Consider the following 25,654-nt stretch of genomic DNA (forward strand, 5'->3'; position numbering starts at 1 on the left):
AAGGAGCGCCGCCGTGGACACCGTCACCCGCACCGCAGCCGGAACCGCGCAGCCGCGTACGCCCCGACCGAGGGCCGACGCACTGCGCAACCGGGAGCGGATCGTGACGGCGGCGCGCGAGATGTTCGTCGAGTTCGGCCCCGATGTGCCGCTCGACGAGGTCGCCCGCCGCGCCGGCGTCGGCAACGCCACCCTCTACCGGAACTTTCCCGACCGGGCCGCACTGACCCATGAGGTCGTCCTCGCGGTCACCTCCCGTACCACCGACCGCGCCGAGGAGGCCGCGAACGAGGAGCAGGATCCCTTCGTCGCGCTCAGCCGCTTCGTGCACGCGGCGGCCGACGAACGGATCGGGGCCCTGTGCCCCATGCTGTCCGGCGGCTTCGACAAGGACCACCCCGAACTGCTCGCCGAGCGCCGGCGCCTCGAAGAGGCCGTCGAAGGACTCGTCGAGCGCGCCATGTCCGCGGGGCGCCTGCGTACCGACATCGCCGTCGGCGACGTACTGGTCGCCCTCTCCCAGCTCACCCGGCCGCTGCCGGGCATCGCCTGCCTGAACATCGACCGGTTCACCCACCGCCACATCCAGCTGTTCCTGGACGGACTGGAGACCCCGGCCCGGTCCGTACTCCCCGGAACGGCGGCGACCCTGGAGGACCTGCGGCGCCGGACCTGACCGGCGCCCCGGGCTCCTGAACCGGACGCCCGGCCGCGTGTCCGCGACACCGCGACCCCCTTCTCCCTCTTCTTCCTGACCACAGTCCAGCCAGTCCGGCCCTCGCTTTCGCCCGGCCTTCACCGAACGCACGGTTCACGACCTCGCGCGCTCTCGCGCGTCCTTAGGTGGCTACTCCCATGTCAAAAACAGCTGATATCCGACTCCCGGACCCCAGTCGCTGGAAAGCGCTGGCGTTCATCGCGCTCGCGCAGTTGATGGTCGTCCTCGACGCCACCATCGTGAACATCGCGCTGCCGCACGCCCAGACGGACCTCGGCATCACCGATGCCAACAAGCAGTGGGTCATCACGGCCTACGCCCTCGCCTTCGGCGGACTGCTGCTCTTCGGGGGCCGGATCGCCGACCTCTGGGGCCGCAAGCGCACCTTCGTCGTCGGTCTGATCGGCTTCGCGCTGGCGTCCGCCCTCGGTGGCGCGGCGCAGAACCAGGGGATGCTGTTCGGCTCCCGCGCCCTTCAGGGTGTGTTCGGCGCGCTGCTCGCCCCGGCGGCACTCTCGCTGCTCGCGGTGATGTTCACCGATGCCAAGGAGCGCGCCAAGGCGTTCGGCATCTACGGGGCGATCGCCGGTGGCGGTGGCGCCGTCGGCCTGATCCTCGGCGGTTTCCTCACCCAGACGCTGAACTGGCGCTGGACGTTCTTCGTCAACATCCCGTTCGCGATCGTCGCCGCGGCCGGCGCGTACTTCGTGATCCGCGAGCCGGCCGGCAGCCGCAACCGCTCGTCGCTCGACATCCCCGGCGTCGTCCTGTCCGCGCTGGGTCTGGTCTCGCTGGTCTACGGGTTCACCCGCGCCGAGTCCAGTAGCTGGTCGGACACGCTGACCATCGGCACGTTCGTCGCCTCCGCCGTGCTGCTGCTCGCCTTCGTCCTGGTCGAGTCCAAGGTCAAGTCGCCGCTGCTCCCGCTGCGCGTCGTGATGGACCGCAACCGCGGCGGCGTGTACCTCTCGCTGGGCCTGGCCGTCATCGCGATGTTCGGCCTGTTCCTGTTCCTCACGTACTACCTCCAGGTCGTCAAGGGCTACTCGCCGATCAAGACGGGCTTCGCCTTCATGCCGATGATCGTCGGCATGATCACCGGCTCGACGCAGATCGGCGCCCGGCTCATGACGCGGGTCCCGGCCCGTCTGCTGATGGCCCCCGGCTTCCTGCTCGCGGGCGTCGGCATGCTGCTGCTGACGCAGCTGGAGATCGACTCGTCCTACGCGGCGGTCATCCTGCCCGGTCAGCTCCTGCTGGGTCTCGGCATGGGTACGGCGTTCATGCCCGCCATGTCGCTGGCCACGCACGGCATCGAGCCGCGTGACGCCGGTGTCGCCTCCGCGATGGTCAACACCTCGCAGCAGGTCGGCGGCGCGATCGGCACCGCGCTGCTCAACACCATCGCCGCCTCGGCCGCCACGGCGTACGCCACCTCGCACGCCGCTCTCGGCGCCACCGACCCGGAGCAGCTGAAGCTCCAGTCGATGGTGCACGGCTTCACCGGCGCCATCTGGTGGGCCGTCGGCATCCTGGTGGTGGCCGCCGCGATCGCGGGGACCTTCATCAACGCCGGCCGTCCGTCGGCCACCACGACGTCCGGGGGCACCGGCTCCGGTGACGCCGAGGCCGTCGAGGACGAGTTCAAGATCCCGGTCGTCGCGCACTGAGCGCCCGTCCGTGAGGTTCCGTCACTCCCGTGACGGGGCGTGAAGCGAGTTCTGCCCCGGTTCCGTATCCACGGAGCCGGGGCAGAGGCGTGTGCGGGGGAGTGCGGGGGTGTGGTCGCGTGTGCGGGGGAGTGCGCGGGTGGGGTCAGCGGAGCCAGGGGAGGTCCGCGTCGGTGCCCTCCGGCTGGAGCCCGGCCGCCATGACCTGCATGATCTCGCCGAGCGTGCGTACCTGCTCCGGGGTGAGCCGGTCGAACATCGCCTGGCGTACGGCGCTGACGTGGCCGGGGGCCGAGCGGCGGAGCATCTCGTAGCCCTCCTGGGTGAGGACCGCGTTCTGGCCGCGCTTGTCGGACGGGCAGTCCTCGCGGCGCACCCAGCCGCTCTTCTCCAGCCGGGCGACGGCGTGCGAGAGCCGGGAGCGGGTGATCTTGGCGTTCTTGGCCAGTTCGGTCATCCGCAGCTGGCGGCGGGGCGCCTGGGCGAGCTGGACGAGCAGCCCGTAGTAGATGTGCGGCATGCCGGCATCGCGTTGCAACTGGCGGTCGAGGTGATCCTCCAGGAGCGTGGTGGCGTGCAGATACGCACGCCAGACGCTCTGTTCTTCGTCGGTGAGCCAGCGCGGCCCACCGGTGGATGCCGTGGTCATGTACTCCACTGTACGACCTTTTCTTGAAAGTTGAACAAGATAGAGCTAAGGTCTCCAGGGATAGGAACTTGAATATTAAAGAAAAGTTCCTGTCGAAGGTCCCGGTAGAAGACTTACCTTGAGTAGCAGTGGATGGGGAGTGTCATGACAGTCACCGCGGAGCGCATGCCCGCCCTCTATCTCTCCCACGGCGCCCCGCCGCTGGCCGACGACCCGGTCTGGCCCGGCGAACTGGCCGCCTGGTCTGCCGGTCTGCCGCGCCCCGCCGCCATCCTCATGGTCTCCGCCCACTGGGAGGAGGCGCCGCTCGCTCTGGGAGCCACCGAGACGGTCCCGCTGGTCTACGACTTCTGGGGCTTCCCCGAGCACTACTACCAGGTGCGGTACGCCGCGCCGGGCGCCCCCGCACTGGCCGAGAACGTCCGCAAGCTGCTGCGCGGTGCCGGTACGCCGGTCCAGGACATCCCGGACCGCGGCCTCGACCACGGGGCGTACGTCCCGCTGGTGGAGATGTTCCCCGGGGCCGACATCCCGGTCCTGCAGATCTCCATGCCGACGCTGGACCCGCAGAAGCTGATGGACATCGGGCGCAAGCTCGCGCCGCTGCGCGACGAGGGCGTCCTGATCGTCGGCAGCGGCTTCTTCACGCACAACCTGGCCGCGCTGCGGCATACGGGCGGCGGCGTGCCCGGCTGGTCCGCGGAGTTCGACGACTGGGGGCACCGCGCGCTCCAGGCGCAGGACGTCGACGCGCTGCTGGACTTCGAGCACAAGTCCCCGGCCGGCCGCCTCGCCCACCCGCGCACCGAGCACTTCGCCCCGCTCTTCGTCACGCTCGGGGCCGCGGAGCAGGAGCTGGGGCAGGGGCGCAGCGTGATCGAAGGGTTCTGGATGGGGCTGGCCAAGCGCTCGGTGCAGTTCGGCTGAGCCCCGGTAACGGGCTGCGGTCCCGGTCGGGGTGGGACCCTAGGTCCGCGGTCCGAGTTGTTTCTCGTACCAGGCGACGTCCCAGTACCGGTCGAACTTCCGGCCGACCTCCGTGTACGTGCCGATGGGGCGGAACCCGAACCGTTCGTGCAGCCGGACCGAGGAGTCGTTGGGCTGGGTGATGCCCGCGTACGCGCGACGCAGGTCCTCACCGGCGAGGGCCTCGAAGAGCGCCGCGTAGAGCAGGGTGCCGATGCCGCGCCCCGTGGCGTCGGGGGAGCAGTAGACGCTCACCTCGACGGAGGTGGAGTACGCCGCCTTGGGGCGGAACGCGCTGCTGGTCGCGTAGCCCAGGATCCGGGGGCCGGCCCCGCTCCCTCCGTCCGTGTGACGGACGTCCTGAGCAACCAGAAGCCGGTGCGGGCCGTCTTCAGGATGGGAGCGCAGCCAGGGCAGGCGCTGCTCGGGGGTGAAGGGGGTTACGTCGAATGTGAGGGCGGTCTCACGTACGTAGTGGTTGTAGATGTCCGTCAGAGCGCCCAGATCACGCTCGTCGCCCGCCCTGACCTGCACTTCCGTGCCCAGCTGTGGCATGTGCCCTCCCCTTTTGGCGCGACAGGGTACTGCATGATCGCGAAAATGAATGCCGGTCATGGGAATTCTGTCCGGATTCCAGTCGTTGTTTCCATCGGATGCAGGGCACCCGAGAGGGTGTCGCGACCTACTCAGCAAGGGAGCACGCATGGCAACCCGTGCCGTCGCCCGTCGTTCGTCCGCCACCGGCGGGACCAACCGGGCAAGCAGTGTTCGCGCCGTGGGCGGGGAGATCGCCGATCGCGACCTGGTCGGCATGTACCTGGACGAGATCGCGCGCACGCCGTTGCTCGATGCCGCCAAGGAGGTCGAGCTGTCGCAGACCCTGGAAGCAGGCGTTTTCGCCCAGCAGGTCCTCGACGGTGCGGTGGAGAGCGAAGCCGGCGGGGCCTCGCGCGAGGAGCTGGAGGCGCTGGTCGCCGAGGGCGAGCGCGCCAAGGACATATTCATCCGTTCCAACCTCCGGCTCGTCGTTGCCGTCGCCCGCCGCTATCCGCGGGCCGGGCTGCCCCTGCTCGACCTGATCCAGGAGGGCAACGCGGGCCTGGTGCGCGCGGTCGAGAAGTTCGACTACGCCAAGGGCTTCAAGTTCTCCACGTATGCGACGTGGTGGATCCGCCAGGCCATCACCCGTTCCATAGCCGACCAGTCGCGCACGATCCGGCTCCCCGTCCACCTGGTGGAGGAGCTCGGCCGGATCCGCCGTGTCCAGCGCGAGTTCAACCGTGAGAACGGGCGCGACCCGGAGCACTCGGAGATCGCCGCCGAGCTGGACTCGACCACATCGCGCGTCAGCGACGTCCTGGACTGGGCCCGCGACCCGGTCAGTCTGAACATGTCGGTGGACGACGACGGCGACACGCAGTTCGGCGACCTCCTGGAGGACACCTCCGCGGTGTCGCCCGAGCAGTCCGTGATGACCCTGCTGCGCAGTGAGGAGCTGGAGGAGCTGATCGGCAAGCTCGACCACCGCACCGCGTCGATCATCCGTATGCGGTACGGCATCGAGGACGGCCGTGAGCGGACCCTGACCGAGGTGGGGAAGCAGCACGGGCTCACCCGCGAGCGGATCCGCCAGATCGAGAAGCACGCGCTCCTCGAACTGAAGCGAATGGCTCACGACACGGGCTTTGACGCTGCGGCGTGAGCCCGAGTCCAGTAACCTCCGAATTGGGCCGCTTCACATCGGCGGCCCCCTAGAGCTGAGTCCCGGCGCCCACCCCCCCCCTGGCGCCGGGGCTCATCCCTTTTTCCGGACGACGAGAGCCCCTATGAGCCGGGCGCCGCTGCCCGGGTGAGCCTGCCGCCCAGGTCGTTCAGGTACGACACCAGCTGCGGCGGCCGGTGCGCGGTGAACTCGCAGTCCACCAGTGCGAGGCGCAGCGCCACCCATTCCAGCGAGTCGGTCAGCACCGCCCGCAGCCGGCAGCCGTGCTCGCCGTGCTGCTCCAGCGGGCCGATCGAGGCGGGCAGCCGTGAGGCGACGAACTCGGCGGGGGCCGCGAAGCTCACGTCGACCTCCAGCTCCGGCTGTCGGCGCGCCATGGAGCTGCTGAGGAACTCCGCCGCATCGCCGGTCGGCAGCGCGCGTGGCGTGAAACGGGCACCCGTCGCGAACGGGTCACTGACCCGGTCGACCCGGAAGGTGCGCCAGTCCTCCCGCTCCAGGTCGTACGCGACGAGATACCAGCGCCACCCCGTGCTGACGAGGCGGTACGGCTCGACCTGCCGCCGTGTCTCGGCGCCGTCCCCGGCCCGGTACGCGAACCGCAGCCGCTCCCGCCCGGTGACCGCCGACGCCATCACGGTCAGCGTCTGCGGGTCGATCGTCGAGCCGTCGCCCCTGGCCAGCGGCATCGTCGCGTTCTGCAGGGTGGAGACCCGGTGGCGCAGCCGTGAGGGCAGCACCTGTTCCAGCTTGGCCAGCGCCCGTACGGAGGCCTCGTCGACGCCCTCGATGGCGTGGCCGGCCCCGGCCCGCAGCCCCACCGCGATGGCCACCGCCTCCTCGTCGTCCAGCAGCAGCGGTGGCATCGCCGTACCGGCCACGAGGCGGTAGCCGCCGACCGAGCCGCGCGACGCCTCGACGGGATAGCCCAGGTCGCGGAGGCGGTCGATGTCGCGGCGGATGGTGCGCGCGCTGACGTCGAGCCGGTCGGCGAGTTCACTGCCCGGCCACTCGCGCGGCGTCTGGAGCAGTGACAGCAGATTCAGCAGTCGTGCCGGGGTGTCGGTCATGTCACCCAGGATGCCCGCCCATTGGGTCATGACCTGACCTAATGGGCGTTTAACTTCTTCCTATGACTTCTTCCGTATCCCAGCCGTCGCCGGCGGCCGTTCCCACGGTGTCCCCGGACCCGTCGGACCGCCGACGGTGGTTCGCGCTGGCCATCGTGATGACCGCCGCCTTCATGGACCTGGTCGACGTCACGATCGTCAACATCGCCATCCCGAGCATCAAGGCGGACACCGGAGCCTCGTTCAGCTCCATCCAGTGGATCACCGCCGGATACGCCCTGGCCTTCGCCGCCGGTCTGATCACCGGTGGCCGGCTCGGTGACATCTACGGCCGCAAGCGGCTCTTCCTCATCGGAATCGGCGGCTTCACCGTGGCCTCCGCGCTCTGCGGATTCGCCGCCAACCCGGAGATGCTCGTCGCCTCGCGCATCCTCCAGGGCGGTACGGCCGCGCTGATGGTGCCGCAGGTGCTGTCCATCGTGCACGCCACCTTCCCGGCGCACGAGCGCGGCAAGGTCTTCGGCCTCTTCGGCGCGATCGTCGGCCTCGGCGCCGTGTCCGGCCCGCTGCTCGGCGCACTGCTCACCGAGTGGAACATCGCCGGTCTCGAGTGGCGCCCGATCTTCCTGATCAACCTGCCGGTCGGCATCGCGGGTCTGATCCTGGGCCGGAAGTTCATCACCGAGTCCAAGGCGCCGCAGGCGCTCCGCCTCGACCTCGTCGGTGTGGTGCTGGTGACGCTGGGGATGCTCATGCTCATCTACCCGCTGACCCGCGGCGAGGAGCTCGGCTGGCCGCTCTGGGGCTACCTGTCGATGGCCGGCAGCATCGTGGTCTTCGCCGGCCTCGTGCTGTTCGAGCGGGTGAAGGCACGCCGGGACGGTTCGCCACTGGTCGAGCTGTCGCTGTTCCGGGTCAAGAGCTTCGCCGCGGGCATCGCCGTGCAGCTGACCTTCGGTATCGGCCTCGGGATCTTCTTCCTGGTCTGGACGCTGTACATGCAGGAGGGGCTCGGCTGGAGCGCGCTGCGGGCCGGCACGACCGGTATCCCGTTCTCGATCGCCGTCTCGTTCGCCGCCGGTATCTCCGTGCAGAAGCTGGTGCCGCGCTTCGGCCGCAAGGTGCTCCAGGCGGGGGCGCTGCTCATGATCGCCGGTCTGCTGCTCTACATCTGGGAGTCGGGCCGCTACGGCATGGCGATCACGTCCTGGCAGATGGCGCTGCCGCTGGTGGTCATGGGCGTCGGCATGGGGCTGATCGTTGCCCCGCTGGCCGACGCGGTGCTGTCCGAGGTGCCCAAGGAGCACGCGGGATCGGCCTCCGGGCTGTTCAACACGGTGCAGCAGATGGGCAACGCGCTGGGGCTCGCCCTGGTCTCGGTCGTCTTCTTCGGGGCGATGGGTGACAGGCTGACGCCGCCGGAGATCGGTCCGGCGTTCGCCGACGCCTTCGAGCACTCGCTGTGGTGGGTGGCCGGTGTGCTCGCGGTGATCTTCCTGGTGATGTTCGCACTGCCGGCCCGTCCGAAGCAGCACGTGGAGGGCGGCGACGAGAGCGCCGAGCCGTTCGACGAGCCCGTCCAGGAGCCGGTGCTGACGCACTGAGCAGGCGGAGCGGAAGCGGAAGACGGAAGAACCGACGGTGCCCGCACCCCCGACCGGGGGTGCGGGCACCGTCACGTACGTACGGGCCGGGCCGCGCGTCAGCAGATGCGCGTACGGCTCTCCATCGCCCCGCGGGCGGCCTCCTCGTCGCCGTACACCTCACACATGTGACGGCCGTCCGGCGTCGCCGTGTGCTCGACCTCCCACAGGCTTCTCTCGCTGCCGTCGAGCAGCAGGAAGGCGTGCTCGTACAGCGTGAACCCCGCGTCCCGACCGCCCACCTGGCACTGCCGGCCGAAGATCTGGGTGATGTGGTGAGCGAAGGCGGCCCGCAGCAGGAGGGCCGTCTCCTCGCCCGGCCCGTTCCGGTTCTCCGCCCGGCGCAGCACCCGGCGGGCGTGGTCCGCGGAATTGTCCGGGGCGTACATCCGGGGCAGCGGGGCCGGGGGCGCCGCCATCAGGGCGTCGATGATCTCCAGGTCGGCCTGCGGCCCGTCGTTCCCGAAGACCGGGCCGTCGCAGAAGCCGCCGGTCAGCCGGGCCGCCGCGACGTGGGCGTCCGCCTCGTCGTCGTACAGCTCGTGCTGCCGAGGGCCCGGCTCCGCGCCGTACCCCGGGTTCACCGGGGCGGTGGTCTGGCGCGGGCCGCAGTGCACCAGCTCCCACAGGGTGAGCGGCGTGCCGTCGGCCAGCAGGTACGTGTGCCGGTAGGTCTCGCGGTGCAGGGAGGGGCTGTGGTGCGAGGAGTGCAGGGAACTGCTGTGGGCGAGCGCGGTGCCGAGCCGCTCGACCGTACTGTCGGGCAGGTCGAACGAGTTGAGAGCCCGTCGCAGGATTCGCTCGAGGTGCTGCTCGGTTGTCTCGTACGGATCGCTCAAGGTGCTGTCTCCAGGCCGTCGCCGCGTGTGACTTGGTGCGTGCTCAACGTAGTCCCTGGGTCTGACATCGTGACCGGGGTTGGGAAAAACGTACGGTGCACGCAGAAGGTTCCCGCTGTTCGCCCGAACTTCCCTACGTGGACGGCGAGTCGGCTTCGCGCCCCGTATGGTCCGGCTGCTGAGCCGATTGCCGCGGTGTGCCGTAGAGGTCGCCGTACGCGAGGTATGTGCCGCCGCCGGCGCGGCCGTTGACGCCCGTGGCCGCCCGTACCGCCTTCACGATGGCCCGGGTCACGGCCTCCGCACCCGCTGCCAGCAGGTCGTTGAGTGCGAGCGGGTTCGCCGGATCCAGTGTGCGGGCACCGGTGGCCAGGGCGAAGACGGTGTCCCCGTCACTCATCAGGTGGACGGGCCGGATGGCGCGCGCCAGCCCGTCGTGCGCCGTCCCCGCGAGCTTCTGCGCCTGCGCGCGGCCGAGGCCGGCGTCCGTGGCGACGACGGCGAGCGTGGTGTTGAGCGGGGGGCGCGTGTTCGCTTCGTGCGCCTGCGCCAGGCGCCGTTGCGCCTCCTGGTGGATCTCCGGCGCGGGTGCGACGGCCGGCTCGGCGCCCCCGTACTCCCCGTACAGCACCCCGGTACGCGGGTCGAGCACGGAGCCCGCCGCGTTCACCACCGCCAGGGCGGCCACCGTGATCCCGGACGGCAGCAGGACGCTCGCCGTGCCCACCCCGCCCTTCAGCTGCCCGGCGACCGCACCCGTGCCGGCGCCGACGCAGCCCTCCGCGACCGCGCCCCCGGACGCCGCCCGCGCCGCGTCCTCCGCCGCGGCCCGGCCGGTCGAGGCGTCCGGCCTGGCCCGCCAGTCGCCGCCCCTTCCCAGGTCGAAGACACAGGCCGCGGGGACCACCGGAACCACCTGGGACGGATCGGCTCCGACCCGCACGCCGCGCCCCCGCTCCTCCAGCCAGGCCATCACCCCGGACGCCGCGTCCAGGCCGTACGCACTGCCGCCGGTGAGGACCACGGCGTCGATGCGCTGCACCAGATTGCGCGGATCCAGCGCGTCCGTCTCGCGGGTTCCCGGTCCGCCGCCGCGTACGTCGACGGCCGCGACCGCTCCGCCTTCTGGTGCCAGGACCACGGTGGTGCCGCTCAGTGCCCCCGCGCCCGCGACCCGCGCATGTCCGACGCGGATCCCGGCGACATCGGTCAGCGCGTCCCTCCGGTGCGGCGCCGCCGGCGGCACGTTCGGTGGCGTCGGGGGCGTGGTGTCCTGGCGGGTCATCCGGTGCTCCTCGTGACGCGGGCGGCTGACGGCGGGGGCCGTGTCCGGTGAACGTACCCACGGAGCCTGCCGAGGATCCAGGAGCGGCGATCACCGTGTGGGCGTCGGCGGTACGTGAGCCGTGCGACGCCCCCCCCCGCGGCGGCGCACGGCCGCCCTCCGTGCGATCCGTACGTCCGACTGGCTGTCCGGTGCCGCGGAGCAGTCGCGACGCGCTCACCCCGGAAGGCCATAAAACAGGACTAATATCCCCATACAGCCCTACGCTGACGGCGTGACCGAGCCACCAGAAGCCTCTGCCGCAGCAGCGCAGCCCGCCCCCGGTGACCCCACCGGTTCCGCCGGTGCGGCCGTCGACCCGCCGGCCTCCGGCGGATCCGCCCGCTCCGGCGCCGCCGTCCCCCGGTCCGTCACCGCCCGCGCGACGGCGGCCGGTGTGATCGTCTCCCTCCTGCTGATCGTGGCCATCGTGCTGGGCAGCAGGTTCCTGGAGAACTTCGACTCCGCGCTGCTGCCGTACGCCGTGGCCACGGTCTTCCTCGCCTTCGGCGTCGCCTACCGCTACACGGTCTGGGTCTCCGCACCCGGCGCCCGACGGCTCTTCAAGAAGGGCTGGGGGAGCCTCTTCTCGGTCGAGAACTTCCGTAAGGCACCCACCGCCCTGCCGAAGATGATCGCCACCTACCTCGGCTTCCAGAAGTTCCTCGGCGCCCGCTCCCACGCCCGCTGGGCCGCCCACCAGCTGATCTTCTGGGGCTGCATCCTCGCGTCCCTGATCACCTTTCCGCTGACCTGGGGCTGGTTCACCTTCACCTCGGGTACCGGATCCGGGCCCGGCTACGAGATGCGTATCTGGGGCTTCAAGATCGTCGGCTTCGACTCCCTGGACATCCTCGGCTGGCTGATGTTCCACGGCCTGGACATCGCCGCCGTCCTCGTCATCCCCGGCGCCTCCTACTTCCTGTGGCGCCGGATGAAGGACCGCGGCGCCATCACCGGCCAGCGGTTCGGCTACGACCTCGTGCCGCTCATCGCGCTGATCGTCATCTCCGTGACGGGCCTGCTCCTCACCTTCTCGTCGATCTTCCTGCACGGCGGCGGATACGAGTTCCTGGCGATCCTCCACATGGTCTCCGTGGTCTTCACCCTCATCTACATCCCGTTCGGCAAGTTCTTCCACATCGTCCAGCGCCCCGCCGCCGTGGGCATGCAGCTGTTCAAGTACACCGGCCGGCAGGACCAGGAGGTCTTCAGCTGCCGCCGGTGCGAGGAACCCATCGACACCACCCCGTACGTCGAGAACCTCCGCGGGACCATGCGCGACCTCAGCCTCGACTTCGACGAGTGGGCCGAGTACTGCCCGCGCTGCAAGCGGGTGCTGCGCGGCAGCGCCTATCTCTCCCAGGTGAAGAAGGGCTTCAAGTGACCGCGGACCCGCGAGCAGCCGACACCCGTGCGGTCGTCCCCCTCGACCCCTCCCTCGCCCCGCCCGGCACCCGCGCCTTCCGCGACGCCGGCGGCATCCCCGCCGACCAGTGGCACGCCGACCAGAACGGCGAGACGCTCGTCCCCACCCACTGCTGCTTCTGCGGGGTGCAGTGCGGGATGTATCTGCGCGTCGACCGAGGCGGCAAGGTCTTCGGCGTCGAACCCCGCAACCACGACATCAACCGGATGCGCCTGTGCCCCAAGGGCATCAACGCGTACCAGCAGGTCAACCACCCCGACCGGCTCACCGCCCCGCTCATGCGCCGCTCCCGCGACGAGGAGTTCCGGGAGGTCTCCTGGGACGAGGCGCTCGACTACACCGTCGCCGAGATCAAGCGCATCCAGCAGACCTACGGCAACGACGCCTTCGGCCTGCTCGGCGGGGCGAGCCTCTTCTCCGAGAAGACCTATCTGGTCGGCAAGTTCGCCCGGGTCGCCCTCAAGACCCGGCACGTCGACTACAACGGCCGGCTCTGCATGGTCAGCGCGGCGGGCGCCAACAAGCTCGCCTTCGGCATCGACCGGGCCGGCAACCCCTTCTCCGACATCCTCCTCACCGACTGCCTGCTCATCGCGGGCTCCAACGTCGGCGAGTGCTTCCCCGTGATGACCCAGTACGTGTGGGGCGCCCGGGACCGCGGCGCCAGTCTGATCGTCATCGACCCACGCGAGACAGCCATCGCGCGGACCGCCGACATCCATGTCGCCCTCAAGCCCGGGACCGACGCGGCGTTCTTCAACTCCGTGCTCCACGTGATCATCGAGGAGGGCCTCGCCGACGAGGCGTACCTCGCCGACCACGCCACCGGCTGGGAAGAGGTGAAGGCCAAGGCCGCGGAGTACCCGCCGTCCCGGGCCGCCGAGATCTGCGGAATCCCCGCCGAACAGGTCGTGCAGGTCGCCCGCACCTTCGCCCGCGCGCCCAAGGCCATGGCCTGGCACGCCCGCGGCATCGAGCACCACTCGCAGGGCGTCGAGAACTGCCTCACCGTGATCAACCTCTGCACCGCCACCGGACACATCGGCAAGCCCGGCTCCGGCTACGGCACCATCACCGGACAGGGCAACGGGCAGGGCGGCCGCGAACACGGCCAGAAGTCCGACCTGCTGCCCGGCGGCCGCTCGATCATGAACGACGAGCACCGTCGGCAGATCTGCGAGATCTGGGGCATCGAGGAGTCCGAACTCCCCCGCGCCGGGACCTCGATGATGGAAATGGTCTGGCAGATGCAACGCCGCGAGATCCGCGGACTGATCGGCATCTGCAACAACCCCTTCGTCTCCCTGCCCAACTACAAGGTGGTCAAGGAGGGATACGACACAGCGGAGTTCCATGCTCAATTCGACTTCTTCCTTTCCGAGACCGCGGCCAACGCGCATGTGGTCTTCCCCGTCACCACCTGGGCCGAGGACGAAGGAGTGATGGCCAACGCAGAGGCCCGGGTGGTCAAGCACAACAAGGCCCAGGACCCGCCCCCCGGCGTACGGACCGACACCTGGGTGATGTGCGAACTCGCCAAGCGGCTCGGCGCGGGTGACAAATTCGCCTTCGCCGACTCCCGCGAGGTCTTCGACGAACTGCGGATCGCCTCCGCCGGCACCGTCAACGACTACTACGGCATCACCTACGAACGGCTGGAGGAGACCGGCGGAATCGCCTGGCCCTGCCCCTCCACCGATCACCCCGGAACCCCCCGGCTCTTCGAGGACGGCAGGACCTACCACCCCGACGGCAAGATCCATATGCAGGTCGTCGATTGGCACCTGCCCATGGACCCGTACGACGACGACCACCCCATGTCCCTCACCACCGGCCGCACCGTCGCGCACTTCCTCTCCGGCAACCAGACACGCCGCCTGGGCGCCCTCGTCGAACAGACCCCGCGCCCCTGGGCCGAGGTCCACCCCTCCCACGGCTTCCGCAACGGCGAACCGGTCCGCGTCGTCACCCGGCGCGGCAGCGAGGTCTTCCCCGCCCTGGTCACCGAGGCGATCCGCCCCGACACCGTCTTCATTCCGTACCACTGGCCGGTCCCCACCGCCGCCAACGCGCTGACCATCGACGCCCTGGACCCCCGCTCCAAGATCCCCGAGTACAAGGTGTGCGCCTGCCGCATCGAGCACGCCGAGAAGATCGACGAGGTACCCGCGCCCCCGGTCGCGCCGGGCCACGTCGCCTACCCGGAGACCCAGGTCTCCCGCACCGACCCGCTGCCCCCCACGTCCCCGCAGGGCCGTGGCACCTCGGAGAGGAGCTGATGCCCGCATGATGGGCAGAACGATCTTTATCGACCCGGGGCGCTGCATCGGCTGCCAGGCCTGTGTCTCCGCCTGCCGGGAATGCGACTCCCACCGCGGCAAGTCGATGATCCACCTCGACTACACCGACGAGGGCCAGTCCGTCGCCTCCCTTCCCACCGTCTGCATGCACTGCGAGGACCCTGTCGCCCCCTGCGCCGAGGTCTGTCCCGCCGACGCGATCCTGGTGACCGCGGACGGGGTGGTGCAGCAGGCGGACACCACCCGCTGCATCGGCTGCGCCAACTGCGTCAACGCCTGCCCCTTCGGCGTACCGAAGATCGACCTCCAGGCGAAGCTGCAGATGAAGTGCAACCTCTGCTACGACCGCACCGCCTACGGTCTCGCCCCCATGTGCGCCACCGTCTGCCCGACCGGGGCGCTCTTCTACGGAACCGTCGAGGAACTCCAGGCCGAGCGTCCCGGCGTCCAGGTCGCCGACACCTTCGTCTTCGGCGAGACCGAGGTCCGCACCGGAGTCGCGATGGTCGTGCCCGCCGACCGGGTCCAGTGGCCGGTGCCCGGCGGCCTGCCCGTCGTGGAGATCAACGGGAAGGACGTCCGCCGATGACCGTGACCGAACAGCCGTCCCCCGGGGACCCGCGGCAACCGTCCTCCGGGGACCCGCGCGAGGCCCTGCACGACCGGATCGCCGCGGACTCCCTCACCACCCGCCGGGACTACCTCCGCATCGTCGCCACGGTCTCCGGCGGCCTAGCGGTCGGCGGACTCGGCGTGGCGGGTGGCATGCTGCCGCGCCACGGCGACCCCGATGACGACAAGGCCCCGGCACCGAAGCGGATCAGCTCCCAGCTGCTGCCCGGGGAGTCCCTCGCCTTCAGCTACCCGGAGGAGGAGGACAAGGCCGTCGCCGTCCGGCTCGACGACGGCACCCTCGTCGGCTACTCGGCGATCTGCACCCACCTGGCCTGCGCCGTGCTGTGGCGGAAGGACCGGGGCTCCGAGGGGGAGCTGTACTGCCCCTGCCACGAGGGCGTCTTCGATGCCCGTAGCGGCGAGGTCACCGCCGGACCGCCGCCCCGCGGACTGCCCAAGGTCGTCCTCACCGAGCAGACGGACGGCAGCATCTGGGCCGTCGGCACCACCCGCTCCGGCGAGAGCATCGAGAAGGGGCTGTGCCGCCAGCTCGGCGACGACCGCCCGGACCTCGCCTCCCGGATCGGCTGCCCCGGAGTCCGCGGGGGCGCCGAAGCCCCGGAGGCCGCCGGCAGCTCCCGTACCAGGGCCACCGAGCCCGAGACCCCCGGCAGGCGGACATGAGCGACGCCCAGCAGCCTCCCGGCCCGCACTACCCGGAGTACCACCCGGGCAGCGCACGGCCCGAACTCAACCGGCCGGTCCACGAGCGCTACCCGCAGATCCGGTCCACCAGCGGTTACGGCGACCCGCGCGTCCGCCACACCGGGCCCGGCCCGGGAGCGGGCAGCGACCAGGAACCGGAGCGGTCCTCGAAACTCACGGCACGGCTGACCCTGGCCATGACCGTCGTCATCGGGCAGCTCTGGGGGCTCACGGTCATCATCGACGAGTACATGGAGGGCAACACCGGTACCGCCTGGTGGGGGGCCGGATTCCTCTGCCTGTCGTTCCTCGTCGTGCTCGGCCTGTGGTGGCTCGACCCCAAGGACCGCTGAGCGAGGCCGCCGGTCCGGGCGGGGACCCCCTGCCCCGCCCGGTCAGTGTCAGGGCCCGGGCCGGCGCCCCCGCCCGGAGGCGGGCGCAGGGCGTCCCCGCCGCCCCGGAGCGGCCGTACCCTGGGAGGTATGAGTACCGCCCCCGCCCCCGGACCGCGCGATTCGAAGCCGAGCGAGCCGGACCGGCCGAAGCCCAAGCCGGCACTGATCTTCGACGATCCGCTGGACCAGCAGTCCGCGGACGATACGGACCGGGGGTGGGGTGAGCGGGCCCCCTCCGGTGGCAGCGCCGCCGACCTGGCCCGCTTCCTCGACGAGAAGCCGCCCCACCACGTCTGAGCCCGCCTCCGCCCGGACCGCGGTTCTACTTCAGGTCGCCCCGCCCCGGCTCCTCGCCGCGGTTCCCCTCCGCCGAACTGCTGCCGCCGCTGCGCTGTGCGACCAGAGCGTCGCGGATCTCCTTCAGGACCTCCAGCTCGCTCACCTCCATCGTCTCCTGCACGCCTTCCTTCGCCGCCTGCATGGCGGCCCGCCTGGCGAGGTACTTCGCCATCGGGAGCACCATCAGGAAGTAGACGACGGCAGCGGTGATCAGGAAGCTGAGAGTGGCGCTGAGTACCGAACCCCACAGGATCCGGATGCCCTCGGTCGCCTCGCCCGTCTTCGGGTCCGTCACGCAGGGGCCCTTGAGGCAGGAGCTGTAGTTCTCCAGATCCTGGGTTCCGAACGCACCGACGAGCGGGTTGATGACACCCTTGACGACGGCGTTCACGATGTTGGTGAACGCGGCGCCGATGACGACGGCAACCGCCAGGTCGATCACGTTGCCGCGCGTCAGGAAGGCTTTGAAGCCCTCCAGCAGACTGACTTTCTTCTTCTCGCTCACGCCCGAGCCGTCCTTCGTCTGTGCCGTAAGAGGAGCCAACTGTTCCGCAACTTACGGCAGTACAAGGGAGATTCACCTCATCCGCGGCTGATGGCAGGTGACGTGATGGCTCGTCAGTGCGAATCAACACAGGATCACCGCAAACCCGGCCGAGATTCCCGCACCGGCCAGCGTCGTGGCCGTCGCCCGTGGCACGGAGAGCACGATCAGCGCCCCGTTCTCCGTGGAGCCCTCGGTGGACGCCGCCGGCACCCGGGTCACCCGCGCACCCTTCGCCAGCACCCGCGAGCCGGCTCCGGCGCCCTCGGACGCGATCACGTCGACCCGGTCTCCCGGGCGCAGCAGCCGGACGGTTTCCGCATCGGCGATCCGGACGGGCGCGGATACCAGGCGGACCGGCGGCGGCACCCGGCGCGAGGCGGTTCCGGCTGCTTCGGCCGCACCGCGCCCGCCGCCCGGCCCGCCCCCGTCCCCGCTCCCGGCCTCACCGCCGCCGAGCCCCGAAGCGGCCAGCGCGGCAGCCGTCAGCGCCAGCCCCGCGGCCATCGCCCGCCGCTGCCGCCACACCGCCCGCCGCAGCCGGTGGCCGCTGCCCCCGCGCACCCGCAGCGGGGGGAACGGCGGCACCCCGCCGGGTGGCGGAGCGGACGGAGGCGCGGAGAGGGGGGAGGGGGATCCGTACGAGGACATGCCAAACACCGCCTGCGGTAGGGGAGTTCAGAGGACAGGGGGACGAGTGCGGATGAATCGGATCGAGCGGCCCGGCGGCCGGAGACGACCGGCCGGACAGCACCCACGATTCACCACCCGCCAGATTCCCGCTGAGCCCTGTGGACGGCCCACACGATGTGGAAAACTCCGTCACCCGCTTGAAGGGCTCCACCTGCTTGAGGGGCTCCACCCGCTTGAGGGGCTCCACCTGTTTGAGGGGCTCCACCTGTTTGAGGCCCCACCCGCTTGTGGGACCTCATCCGCTTGCGGGATCCCACCTGCTTGCGAGACCTCATCCGCTCGTGGGCCCCCAGGTGTGAGCGCCTACGGCAGCTCGATCCCCGTCTCGATCCCGTCCAGCGCATGCGCGCACGGACAGCCCCGGTCCGCCTCCGCCGGCAGCGCGGCCACCGCGTCGAAGAGCACCGAACGCAGCCGGTCGACATTGGCCGCGAACACCTTGAGGACCTCCTCGTGGGAGACGCCCTCGCCGGCCTCCGCGCCCGCGTCCAGGTCCGTCACCAGCGTCATCGTCGTGTAGCAGAGACCCAGCTCACGGGCGAGCACGGCCTCGGGGTGTCCGGTCATCCCGACCACCGACCAGCCCATCGCCGCATGCCAGCGCGACTCCGCCCGGGTCGAGAACCGCGGCCCCTCGACGACCACGAGCGTCCCGCCGTCCACCGCTTCCCAGTCCCGTCCGCGAGCCGCCGCGAGGGCGGCCTTGCGCCCCTCGGGGCAGTACGGGTCCGCGAAGCCCAGGTGCACCACCTTCGGCGCCACTCCGTCCGCCCGGGTCTCCCCGTCGTAGAACGTCTGGACACGGGTCTTCGTGCGGTCGACCAGCTGGTCCGGCACGAGCAGCGTCCCCGGCCCGTACTCCGGCCGCAGTCCGCCCACCGCGCACGGGCCGAGCACCTGGCGTACGCCGACCGAGCGCAGCGCCCACAGGTTGGCGCGGTAGTTGATGCGGTGCGGCGGCACATGGTGGCCGCGCCCGTGACGGGGGAGGAAGGCGACCCGGCGGCCGCCGATCTCGCCGAGGAAGACGGAGTCGCTCGGCGCTCCGTAAGGGGTCTCCACGCGTACCTCGGTGACGTCCTCCAGGAAGGAGTACAGCCCCGAACCGCCGATCACACCGATCTCTGCGTTCACCATGCGGTCACAGTAGGCGTTCGCCCGGCGCGCGACGCAGCCGGGCGGGAAACGCCGAGGACCCCGCCGAGTGAATCGGCGGGGTCCCGGTGAAGCCAGGTGAAACGGTCGGGCAGGCGCCTCAGGCGGCCGACGAACCGCTCGACGAGGACGACGAAGAAGAAGAGGACGACGAGGAAGACGCCGTCGAGGAGCCGGACGAACCGGAAGAGGACGTCGACGACGAGGACGACGACTTCGCGTCCGATCCTGTCGAGGACGACGATCCGGAACCCGAGGCCTTCGCAGCGGCCGGGGCCGGCGTGCTGCTCGACGAGGATCCGCGACTGTCGTTCCGGTAGAAACCGGAACCCTTGAACACGATGCCGACCGCCGAGAACACCTTCTTCAGGCGTCCATCGCAGCTCGGGCACACCGTGAGGGCGTCATCGGTGAACTTCTGCACCGCTTCGAGGCCCTCGCCACACTCGGTGCACTGGTACTGATAGGTCGGCACTTGTCTTCCTCCTGGCACTCTCACTGGATGAGTGCTAACAGTCGTCCATAGTAGCTCCTGCAGGCTGTTGCTTGCAGTAATGTCTGTCACCTGCCGGAAGGCAGCGGTCAGGGCTTGGCCGTCATGAGGGTCTTCGGCCCGAGTGGGAAGCCGCCTCCTTTCGTGGCGGAGGAGTCACAGTGACGTATTCCTCGGGAACGACGTCATTCTCTGGCCGCGATACGGTCGCGGTGAACCGTGCCGCGTGCGGCTGTGATGGTCGCGCGGGCCGGTGCCAGCCGCGAACGCAGCGCCACCAACGTCACCAGAGCCAGCACGGTGCCCACCAGCGGCACCAGGAATCCGGTGCTCGCGCCGTGGGCGTCCGCGAGCCTCCCGGCCACCGTCACCGCGCCCGCCTGGCCGAGTGCGACGGCGCCCGTCAGCCAGGTGAACGCCTCGGTCCGTGCGGAGCCCGGGACGAGGGCCTCGACCAGGGTGTAGCCGCTGATCAGGGCGGGTGCGATGGAAAGGCCGACCAGCAGTCCGAGCCCGGCCAGCAGCGGCACGGAGTGCACTGCCCACAGGCCCGACGCGGTGAGGGTCAGGGCCGCGTACCCGGCGATCAGCCGGCGGCGCGGGCCGGTCTTCCAGGCGATGGCGCCGCAGGCGATCCCGGCCAGCATGTTGCCGGCCGCGAAGATCCCGTACAGCAGACCGTTGGCTCCGGGGCTGCCGATCTCCTCGGCGAAGGCGGTCAGCGAGACCTGCATCCCGCCGAAGACCGCGCCGATCCCGAGGAAGGCCACGGCGAGGACACGTACGCCGGGGATGGACAGTGCGGAGACGTGCCGCTGTGATCCGGCGGTGCCGGTGGTGCGTACCGCGGGCTGGGTGGCACGCTGCGCGGCGAAGAACAGGCCGCCGAACAGAGTGAGGGCGGCTTCGGCGATCAGTCCCGCCGCCGGGTGCACTCCGGTGCACAGCGCGGTGGCGAGGACCGGACCGATGACGAAGGTGAACTCGTCCGTCACCGATTCGAAGGCCGCCGCGGTCGACATGAGCGGCGAGGCCTCCCGGCCCGGTGCAGCCCCGAGCACGGCCGCCCAGCGGGCCCGGACCATCGGTCCGATCTGCGGGACGGACGCACCTGCCGGAACGGCCGCGGCGAACAGCGCCCACATGGGGGCGTCCGCCAGCGCGAGCGCGGTCAGGCACGAGACGGAGGCCGTGTGCACGAGGACGCCGGGCAGCAGCACGGCGCGCTGGCCGAAGCGGTCGGCGAGCTTGCCGGTCTGCGGAGCGAACAGGGCCATGGAGACCCCGGTCACGGCGGCGACGGCGCCGGCGCTGCCGTACGAACCGGTGGTGTGCTGGACGAGCAGGACGATGCCGATGGTCAGCATCGCGAAGGGCTGCCGTGCGGCGAAGCCCGGCAGGAGGAAGGTCCACGCACCGGGGGTGCGCAGCAACTGCCCGTATCCGGGGCGGTCGGAGACCGTGGACGCCACGGTCCTTGCCTTTCTGCCGCCTGGTGGCCGTGCCCCTGCGGTACCCGGCCGGCACGTGGGTGCGGACCCGGTCAGGAGCTGCCGAGAGCTGTCCTCTTCGCGCGGAACTGCGGTAGATGCCGGGCGCTCGCAGCAGAGGCGGAGGACGCCACGACCGCCATACGGTCGCGCCAGCTCTGCGTCAGGCAGAGTTGGTGGATCAAATAGGTCGATCTAGGTTTTCTTCATGCTACAGGCAAGAGCCCTCAAGTACCTGTGATTGTGTCCAACTCGACCCTTTTGGCCTGTGAACACGGTTGTGTCCTCAGTGGTGCGCCTTGGCATCCCGGGCGGCCCGGCCGTCGTGCTTTCGGTGGTCGTCCGTCCTGCCCAGCTTCTTGACCGCCTTGAGCGCGTTGGCCACGTTCGGTCCGGCGAGGGTCTCGTCGGCGGTGTTCCCGCCGGTCCCCAGCCAGCCGGCCAGCTTGCCGCCCTCACCGATAGCGCGCAGCCGGACCTCGGTCGCGTCGCGTACGGGGTCGGTCGTCACGACCAGCAGTTCGTCGCCGCGGCGCAGCACGGTCGAGGGCGCGGGTACGAAGCTCTTGCCGTCCCGGACGATCAGCGTCACCGCCGCTCCGGCGGGCAGCCGCAGTTCGCCGACCTCGACGCCGTGCATCTTCGACTTGGCGGGGATGGCGACCGAGAGCAGATGGCCGCGCAGTCGTTCCAGGGGCGCCGACTCGATGCCCAGGTCGGCCGTCTCGGAGGGATCGTCGGCGATCTTGAGGGCCTTCGCGAGCCAGGGCAGCGTCGGTCCCTGGATGAGGGTGTAGACGACGACGAGGACGAAGACGATGTTGAAGACCCGGGTGGAGCCCTCGATTCCGGACACCATGGGAATGGTCGCCAGGATGATGGGCACCGCGCCGCGCAGCCCGGCCCAGGACATGAGGGCCTTCTCCTGCCAGGGCAGCCGGAAGGGCGCCAGCGAGATGAAGACCTCCAGCGGACGGGCCACCACGGTCAGCACCAGTCCCACCACGACGGCGGGCCAGAAGTCGTCGACCAGGTCGTGCGGGGTGACCAGCAGTCCGAGCAGGACGAACATGCCGATCTGGGCCAGCCAGCCGAGTCCGTCTGCGAAGCCGCGGGTGGCGGGCCAGTGCGGGAGTTTGGCGTTGCCGAGGATCATCGCGGCGAGGTAGACGGCGAGGAATCCGCTTCCGTGGAGCATCGCGCCCGCCGCGTACGCGGACACCGCGATGGCCATCACGGCGATCGGGTAGAGACCCGAGGCGGGCAGCGCCACATGCCTCAGTCCGTACGAGCCGAGCCAGCCGACCGCGATGCCGAGCGCGGCGCCGATCGCCAGCTCCAGGGCTATCTCGCCGACCAGCACGTACCAGCTGTCGACCGGTCCCACGGTCGAGAAGGCCACGACGAGGATCACCACGGGGGCGTCGTTGAAGCCGGACTCGGCCTCCAGGACGCCGGTGATCCGGGCGGGCAGCGGCACCTTGCGCAGCACGGAGAAGACCGCGGCGGCGTCCGTGGAGGAGACGACCGCGCCGATGATCAGCGCCTGCCGCCATTCGAGACCGACCAGGTAGTGCGCTCCGGCCGCGGTCACGCCCACGCTCACGCCGACGCCGACGAGGGAGAGGACGACGGCCGCGGGCAGCGCGGGTTTGATCTCCTTCCACTTCGTGCCGAGGCCGCCCTCGGCGAGGATCACGACCAGGGCCGCGTAGCCGATCACCTGCGTCAGTTCGGCGTTGTCGAACTTGACGTCGAAGAACCCGTCCTGCCCCATGGCGATCCCGATGCCGAGATACAGGAGCAGGCTGGGGAGCCCGCTGCGCGACGAGATGCGTACCGCCGCCACCGCGACGAGCAGGACAAGCGAGCAGACGAGCAGGAGTTCGTTGAGCGCGTGGACAGTCAGTGGCCGGTCCTTCCCTGCGTACGCCTGCCGGATCGACTTCCGGTGGCCGGTACTTCGTTACCTTACCTAATCTTTAACGTTTTCTTGATGCGTTCGAGTATTCGTACGATCGCTACGCAATTCGAGCCATCCCGATACCGCGTCCGAGTGGCCTCGACGCTGCGCCTATGGTTGCTCCTGCACTCCCAGGACCACCCTGCCCCTCGAAGGACAGCGATGCCCGCCAACACAACCGCCTCTTCCGGCTCCACCGGTTCCGCCGGCGGCGGGCCGCGCAAGAAGAAGGGGCGACGCGCCCGCCTGATCGTGATCGTCCTGGTGCTGGCGCTTGTCGCGGGTATCGGTTACGGAACGTACTGGTCCGTATCCACTGTGCGCGCCTCGTACCCGCAGACCAACGGGACGATCCAGCTCACCGGACTCGACAGCAACGTCGAGGTCAAGCGCGACAGCTACGGAATCCCGCAGATCTACGCGGACTCCGACGCCGACCTGTTCCGCGCCCAGGGCTTCGTCCAGGCGCAGGACCGCTTCTGGGAGATGGACGTCCGCCGCCACATGACGGCCGGCCGGCTCTCCGAGATGTTCGGCTCCGGCCAGGTCGAGACGGACGCCTTCCTGCGCACGCTGGGCTGGCGCAAGGTCGCGCAGGAGGAGTACGACACCGTCCTGTCGGACGAGACGAAGAAGAACCTCCAGTCGTACGCGGACGGCGTGAACGCCTACCTCAAGGACCGCGACGGCAAGGACATCTCCGTCGAGTACGCGGCCCTCGGCTTCACCAACGACTACAAGCCCACCGAGTGGACCCCGGTCGACTCGGTCGCCTGGCTGAAGGCCATGGCCTGGGACCTGCGCGGCAACATGCAGGACGAGATCGACCGTTCGCTGATGACGAGCCGGCTCGACGCGGACCAGATCGAGGACCTGTACCCGGCCTACCCGTACGACAAGCACAAGCCGATCGTCGGTGAGGGCGGGATCTCCCCGGCCACCGGGAAGTTCGACCCGGAGGCGACACCGTCCGACGGCATCGGTTCGGCGACCGCCGAGGGTGCCACCGAGGGCCTCACCTCCCAGCTCGGCGCGCTCTCCGACACCCTTGACGAGATCCCCGCGCTGCTGGGCCCCAACGGCACCGGCATCGGGTCGAACTCCTGGGTCGTCGCGGGCAAGTACACGACCACCGGCAAGCCGCTGCTCGCCAACGACCCGCACCTGGCGCCGCAGCTTCCCTCGCTCTGGTACCAGATGGGGCTGCACTGCCGCGCCGTCTCGGCGACCTGCAAGTACGACACCGCCGGCTACACGTTCTCCGGCATGCCCGGTGTGATCATCGGTCACAACCAGGACATCGCCTGGGGCTTCACCAACCTCGGTGCCGACGTCACCGACCTCTTCCTGGAGAAGGTCTCGGGCGACGGCTACCTGTACGACGGCAAGGTGAAGCCGTTCACCGTCCGCGAGGAGACCATCAAGGTCGCGGGCGGCGACAGCCGGCACATCACCGTCCGCGAGACCAACAACGGCCCGCTGGTCTCCGACCGCAGCGGCGAGCTGGAGAAGGTCGGCCAGAAGGCCCCCGTCAGCAATGCCGCCCCCGACCGGGCGGACGGCTACGGGGTGGCGCTGAAGTGGACCGCGCTGGAGCCGGGTCACTCCATGGACGCCGTCTTCGAGCTGAACCGGGCCAAGGACTTCACCTCCTTCCGCGCCGCGGCCGAGCACTTCGAGGTTCCCTCGCAGAACCTCATCTACGCCGACACCAAGGGCCACATCGGCTACCAGGCGCCGGGGAAGATCCCGGTCCGCAAGGCCGGTGACGGCACGATGCCCAGCCCCGGCTGGTCCTCGTCGTACGGCTGGAAGAAGGACCCGATCCCGTTCGACGAGCTGCCCTACGAGTACGACCCGGCGCGCGGCTTCATCGTCACCGCCAACCAGGCCGTGATCGACGAGGACACGTACCCGAACATGCTCACCAAGGACTGGGGCTACGGCAGCCGCAGTCAGCGGATCAACGACCTCATCGAGTCGAAGATCAAGGGCGGCGGGAAGATCTCGACCGAAGACATGCAGAAGATGCAGATGGACAACACCAGCGAGATCGCCGCGCTGCTGGTGCCCGAGCTGATGAAGATCAACATCTCGGACAAGGACATCCGCGAGGCGCAGAAGCTGCTGGAGGGCTGGGACTACACCCAGGAGGCCGACTCCGCGGCCGCCGCGTACTTCAACGCGGTCTGGCGCAACATCCTCAAGCTGGCCTTCGGCGACAAGCTGCCCAAGGAGATGCGCGTCGAGGGCGAGTGCCTGAACGTGCCCCCGGCCAAGAGCTCGGGTCCGGTCGACGAGCAGGACCGGCTGGTACGCGAATGCGGCCAGCGCGACGCCGACTCGGCGCAGCCGGACGGCGGTGACCGCTGGTACCAGGTGGTCGCGAACCTCATGGACAAGCCGGACAGCGCCTGGTGGAAGGCGCCGGCGAACCGCAAGGACCGGGCGACCGACAACCGCGAGGAGCTCTTCGCCCGCGCCATGGAGGACGCCCGCTGGGAGCTGACCGCCAAGCTCGGCAAGGACATCACCACGTGGAGCTGGGGCCGGCTGCACCAGCTGACCCTGAAGAACCAGACCCTCGGCACGGAAGGCCCCGGATTGCTTCAGCGGGTGCTCAACCGCGGCCCCTGGAACCTCGGCGGCGGCGAGGCCGCGGTGAACGCCACCGGCTGGAACGCGGCCGGCGGCTACGAGGTCGTCTGGGTCCCCTCGATGCGGATGGTCGTCAACGTGGGGGACTGGGACAAGTCCCGCTGGATCAACCTCACCGGCGCCTCCGGGCACGCGTTCAGCGCGCACTACACCGACCAGACCGACAAGTGGGTCAACGGCGAACTGCTCGACTGGTCCTTCGGGACGAACGCGGTGGCCGGGGCGACGAAGGACACGCTAACGCTGAAGCCGTAGGGGCGGGCCGCGGCGCTT

Annotated in this window: 23 protein-coding genes; 12 read left to right on the plus strand and 11 right to left on the minus strand. The window is 70.1% G+C overall.

Going from position 1 to position 25,654, the window contains the following annotated elements:
• Positions 1–13 precede the first annotated feature (13 nt).
• Both OG959_RS22620 and OG959_RS22625 read left to right on the plus strand, forming a co-directional pair.
• A complete protein-coding gene (locus OG959_RS22620) occupies positions 14–676 on the plus strand; it encodes a TetR/AcrR family transcriptional regulator (RefSeq protein WP_326661130.1) in 663 nt (220 codons plus the stop codon).
• A 179-nt stretch (positions 677–855) separates the two neighbouring features.
• Positions 856–2,388 carry an MFS transporter gene (locus tag OG959_RS22625; protein ID WP_326661131.1) on the plus strand — a complete coding sequence of 511 codons (1,533 nt, stop codon included), beginning with the start codon at positions 856–858 and terminating at the stop codon, positions 2,386–2,388.
• Between the two features lie 145 nt (positions 2,389–2,533).
• Here OG959_RS22625 and OG959_RS22630 read toward each other — a convergent pair whose 3' ends face one another.
• The gene (locus OG959_RS22630) at positions 2,534–3,046 is read right to left on the minus strand and encodes a MarR family winged helix-turn-helix transcriptional regulator (protein ID WP_326661133.1); all 513 of its coding nucleotides are present in this window, start codon (positions 3,044–3,046) and stop codon (positions 2,534–2,536) included.
• 135 nt (positions 3,047–3,181) lie between these two features.
• Between OG959_RS22630 and OG959_RS22635 the strand changes: the two genes are divergently transcribed.
• On the plus strand, positions 3,182–3,964 hold the full coding sequence (locus OG959_RS22635) for a dioxygenase family protein (RefSeq protein ID WP_326661135.1): 783 nt from the start codon (positions 3,182–3,184) through the stop codon (positions 3,962–3,964).
• Between the two features lie 39 nt (positions 3,965–4,003).
• Here OG959_RS22635 and OG959_RS22640 read toward each other — a convergent pair whose 3' ends face one another.
• Complete coding sequence (locus OG959_RS22640) at positions 4,004–4,558, minus strand: GNAT family N-acetyltransferase (RefSeq protein ID WP_326661137.1); 555 nt, start codon at positions 4,556–4,558, stop codon at positions 4,004–4,006.
• A gap of 148 nt (positions 4,559–4,706) precedes the next feature.
• On the opposite strand from OG959_RS22640, the gene OG959_RS22645 reads away from it, so the two are divergent.
• On the plus strand, positions 4,707–5,705 hold the full coding sequence (locus tag OG959_RS22645; protein ID WP_148019156.1) for a sigma-70 family RNA polymerase sigma factor: 999 nt from the start codon (positions 4,707–4,709) through the stop codon (positions 5,703–5,705).
• 122 nt (positions 5,706–5,827) lie between these two features.
• Here OG959_RS22645 and OG959_RS22650 read toward each other — a convergent pair whose 3' ends face one another.
• Complete coding sequence (locus OG959_RS22650) at positions 5,828–6,796, minus strand: helix-turn-helix transcriptional regulator (RefSeq protein WP_326661141.1); 969 nt, start codon at positions 6,794–6,796, stop codon at positions 5,828–5,830.
• Between the two features lie 62 nt (positions 6,797–6,858).
• On the opposite strand from OG959_RS22650, the gene OG959_RS22655 reads away from it, so the two are divergent.
• A complete protein-coding gene (locus tag OG959_RS22655) occupies positions 6,859–8,400 on the plus strand; it encodes an MFS transporter (RefSeq protein WP_326661142.1) in 1,542 nt (513 codons plus the stop codon).
• Positions 8,401–8,498: 98 nt separating this feature from the next.
• On the opposite strand, the gene OG959_RS22660 is transcribed toward OG959_RS22655, so the two are convergent.
• Positions 8,499–9,278: a DUF6227 family protein gene (locus OG959_RS22660; RefSeq protein WP_326661145.1), complete on the minus strand. Its 780-nt coding sequence runs from the start codon at positions 9,276–9,278 to the stop codon at positions 8,499–8,501.
• Positions 9,279–9,411: 133 nt separating this feature from the next.
• Positions 9,412–10,563 carry a P1 family peptidase gene (locus tag OG959_RS22665; RefSeq protein WP_326661147.1) on the minus strand — a complete coding sequence of 384 codons (1,152 nt, stop codon included), beginning with the start codon at positions 10,561–10,563 and terminating at the stop codon, positions 9,412–9,414.
• A gap of 274 nt (positions 10,564–10,837) precedes the next feature.
• Between OG959_RS22665 and OG959_RS22670 the strand changes: the two genes are divergently transcribed.
• The 6 genes from OG959_RS22670 to OG959_RS22695 all read left to right on the plus strand — a co-directional run bounded on the left by OG959_RS22670 (position 10,838) and on the right by OG959_RS22695 (position 16,343).
• The gene (locus OG959_RS22670) at positions 10,838–11,989 is read left to right on the plus strand and encodes an MFS transporter (RefSeq protein WP_326661149.1); all 1,152 of its coding nucleotides are present in this window, start codon (positions 10,838–10,840) and stop codon (positions 11,987–11,989) included.
• Positions 11,986–14,310, plus strand: a complete 2,325-nt coding sequence (locus tag OG959_RS22675; protein WP_326661151.1) for a molybdopterin oxidoreductase family protein — start codon at positions 11,986–11,988, stop codon at positions 14,308–14,310. Before OG959_RS22670 ends, OG959_RS22675 begins: the two co-directional genes overlap by 4 nt.
• A 7-nt stretch (positions 14,311–14,317) precedes the next feature.
• A complete protein-coding gene (locus OG959_RS22680; protein WP_136327991.1) occupies positions 14,318–14,920 on the plus strand; it encodes a 4Fe-4S dicluster domain-containing protein in 603 nt (200 codons plus the stop codon).
• Positions 14,917–15,630, plus strand: a complete 714-nt coding sequence (locus tag OG959_RS22685) for a Rieske (2Fe-2S) protein (RefSeq protein WP_326661154.1) — start codon at positions 14,917–14,919, stop codon at positions 15,628–15,630. Before OG959_RS22680 ends, OG959_RS22685 begins: the two co-directional genes overlap by 4 nt.
• Positions 15,627–16,004, plus strand: coding sequence for a hypothetical protein (locus OG959_RS22690; RefSeq protein WP_326661155.1), 378 nt, complete (start codon positions 15,627–15,629; stop codon positions 16,002–16,004). The genes OG959_RS22685 and OG959_RS22690 overlap by 4 nt, the downstream gene beginning before the upstream one ends.
• A gap of 129 nt (positions 16,005–16,133) precedes the next feature.
• Positions 16,134–16,343 (plus strand): hypothetical protein, encoded by a 210-nt coding sequence (locus OG959_RS22695; RefSeq protein ID WP_148019148.1) that lies wholly within the window; start codon positions 16,134–16,136, stop codon positions 16,341–16,343.
• Between the two features lie 25 nt (positions 16,344–16,368).
• Here the strand turns inward: OG959_RS22695 and OG959_RS22700 are convergent, their stop codons facing one another.
• The 6 genes from OG959_RS22700 to OG959_RS22725 form a co-directional block, all read right to left on the minus strand.
• The gene (locus tag OG959_RS22700; RefSeq protein ID WP_326661158.1) at positions 16,369–16,890 is read right to left on the minus strand and encodes an MscL family protein; all 522 of its coding nucleotides are present in this window, start codon (positions 16,888–16,890) and stop codon (positions 16,369–16,371) included.
• Between the two features lie 123 nt (positions 16,891–17,013).
• The gene (locus tag OG959_RS22705; RefSeq protein WP_326661160.1) at positions 17,014–17,580 is read right to left on the minus strand and encodes a hypothetical protein; all 567 of its coding nucleotides are present in this window, start codon (positions 17,578–17,580) and stop codon (positions 17,014–17,016) included.
• A 345-nt stretch (positions 17,581–17,925) separates the two neighbouring features.
• Entirely contained in the window at positions 17,926–18,759 is an 834-nt protein-coding gene (locus OG959_RS22710; RefSeq protein ID WP_148019146.1) for an S-methyl-5'-thioadenosine phosphorylase, read from the minus strand.
• A 118-nt stretch (positions 18,760–18,877) separates the two neighbouring features.
• On the minus strand, positions 18,878–19,252 hold the full coding sequence (locus OG959_RS22715) for an FmdB family zinc ribbon protein (protein ID WP_326661164.1): 375 nt from the start codon (positions 19,250–19,252) through the stop codon (positions 18,878–18,880).
• A 203-nt stretch (positions 19,253–19,455) separates the two neighbouring features.
• Positions 19,456–20,742, minus strand: a complete 1,287-nt coding sequence (locus OG959_RS22720) for an MFS transporter (RefSeq protein WP_326661166.1) — start codon at positions 20,740–20,742, stop codon at positions 19,456–19,458.
• 304 nt (positions 20,743–21,046) lie between these two features.
• Complete coding sequence (locus tag OG959_RS22725) at positions 21,047–22,609, minus strand: potassium/proton antiporter (protein ID WP_326661167.1); 1,563 nt, start codon at positions 22,607–22,609, stop codon at positions 21,047–21,049.
• A 276-nt stretch (positions 22,610–22,885) separates the two neighbouring features.
• Here OG959_RS22725 and OG959_RS22730 point away from each other — a divergent pair, with 276 nt between their 5' ends.
• Positions 22,886–25,636: a penicillin acylase family protein gene (locus tag OG959_RS22730; protein WP_326661169.1), complete on the plus strand. Its 2,751-nt coding sequence runs from the start codon at positions 22,886–22,888 to the stop codon at positions 25,634–25,636.
• Positions 25,637–25,654: the final 18 nt, after the last annotated feature.

This window comes from Streptomyces sp. NBC_00385 (assembly GCF_035917155.1).
Taxonomy (GTDB): domain Bacteria; phylum Actinomycetota; class Actinomycetes; order Streptomycetales; family Streptomycetaceae; genus Streptomyces; species Streptomyces poriferorum.

What these genes read in the sequence shown, in the direction of transcription:
- OG959_RS22625 (WP_326661131.1), top strand. Translation starts at nt 856, where the DNA reads ATGTCAAAAACAGCTGATATCCGACTCCCGGACCCCAGTCGCTGGAAA.
- OG959_RS22635 (WP_326661135.1), top strand. Translation starts at nt 3,182, where the DNA reads ATGACAGTCACCGCGGAGCGCATGCCCGCCCTCTATCTCTCCCACGGC.
- OG959_RS22640 (WP_326661137.1), bottom strand. Translation starts at nt 4,558, where the DNA reads ATGCCACAGCTGGGCACGGAAGTGCAGGTCAGGGCGGGCGACGAGCGT.
- OG959_RS22645 (WP_148019156.1), top strand. Translation starts at nt 4,707, where the DNA reads ATGGCAACCCGTGCCGTCGCCCGTCGTTCGTCCGCCACCGGCGGGACC.
- OG959_RS22650 (WP_326661141.1), bottom strand. Translation starts at nt 6,796, where the DNA reads ATGACCGACACCCCGGCACGACTGCTGAATCTGCTGTCACTGCTCCAG.
- OG959_RS22655 (WP_326661142.1), top strand. Translation starts at nt 6,859, where the DNA reads ATGACTTCTTCCGTATCCCAGCCGTCGCCGGCGGCCGTTCCCACGGTG.
- OG959_RS22665 (WP_326661147.1), bottom strand. Translation starts at nt 10,563, where the DNA reads ATGACCCGCCAGGACACCACGCCCCCGACGCCACCGAACGTGCCGCCG.
- OG959_RS22680 (WP_136327991.1), top strand. Translation starts at nt 14,318, where the DNA reads ATGATGGGCAGAACGATCTTTATCGACCCGGGGCGCTGCATCGGCTGC.
- OG959_RS22685 (WP_326661154.1), top strand. Translation starts at nt 14,917, where the DNA reads ATGACCGTGACCGAACAGCCGTCCCCCGGGGACCCGCGGCAACCGTCC.
- OG959_RS22690 (WP_326661155.1), top strand. Translation starts at nt 15,627, where the DNA reads ATGAGCGACGCCCAGCAGCCTCCCGGCCCGCACTACCCGGAGTACCAC.
- OG959_RS22695 (WP_148019148.1), top strand. Translation starts at nt 16,134, where the DNA reads ATGAGTACCGCCCCCGCCCCCGGACCGCGCGATTCGAAGCCGAGCGAG.
- OG959_RS22705 (WP_326661160.1), bottom strand. Translation starts at nt 17,580, where the DNA reads ATGTCCTCGTACGGATCCCCCTCCCCCCTCTCCGCGCCTCCGTCCGCT.
- OG959_RS22710 (WP_148019146.1), bottom strand. Translation starts at nt 18,759, where the DNA reads ATGGTGAACGCAGAGATCGGTGTGATCGGCGGTTCGGGGCTGTACTCC.
- OG959_RS22730 (WP_326661169.1), top strand. Translation starts at nt 22,886, where the DNA reads ATGCCCGCCAACACAACCGCCTCTTCCGGCTCCACCGGTTCCGCCGGC.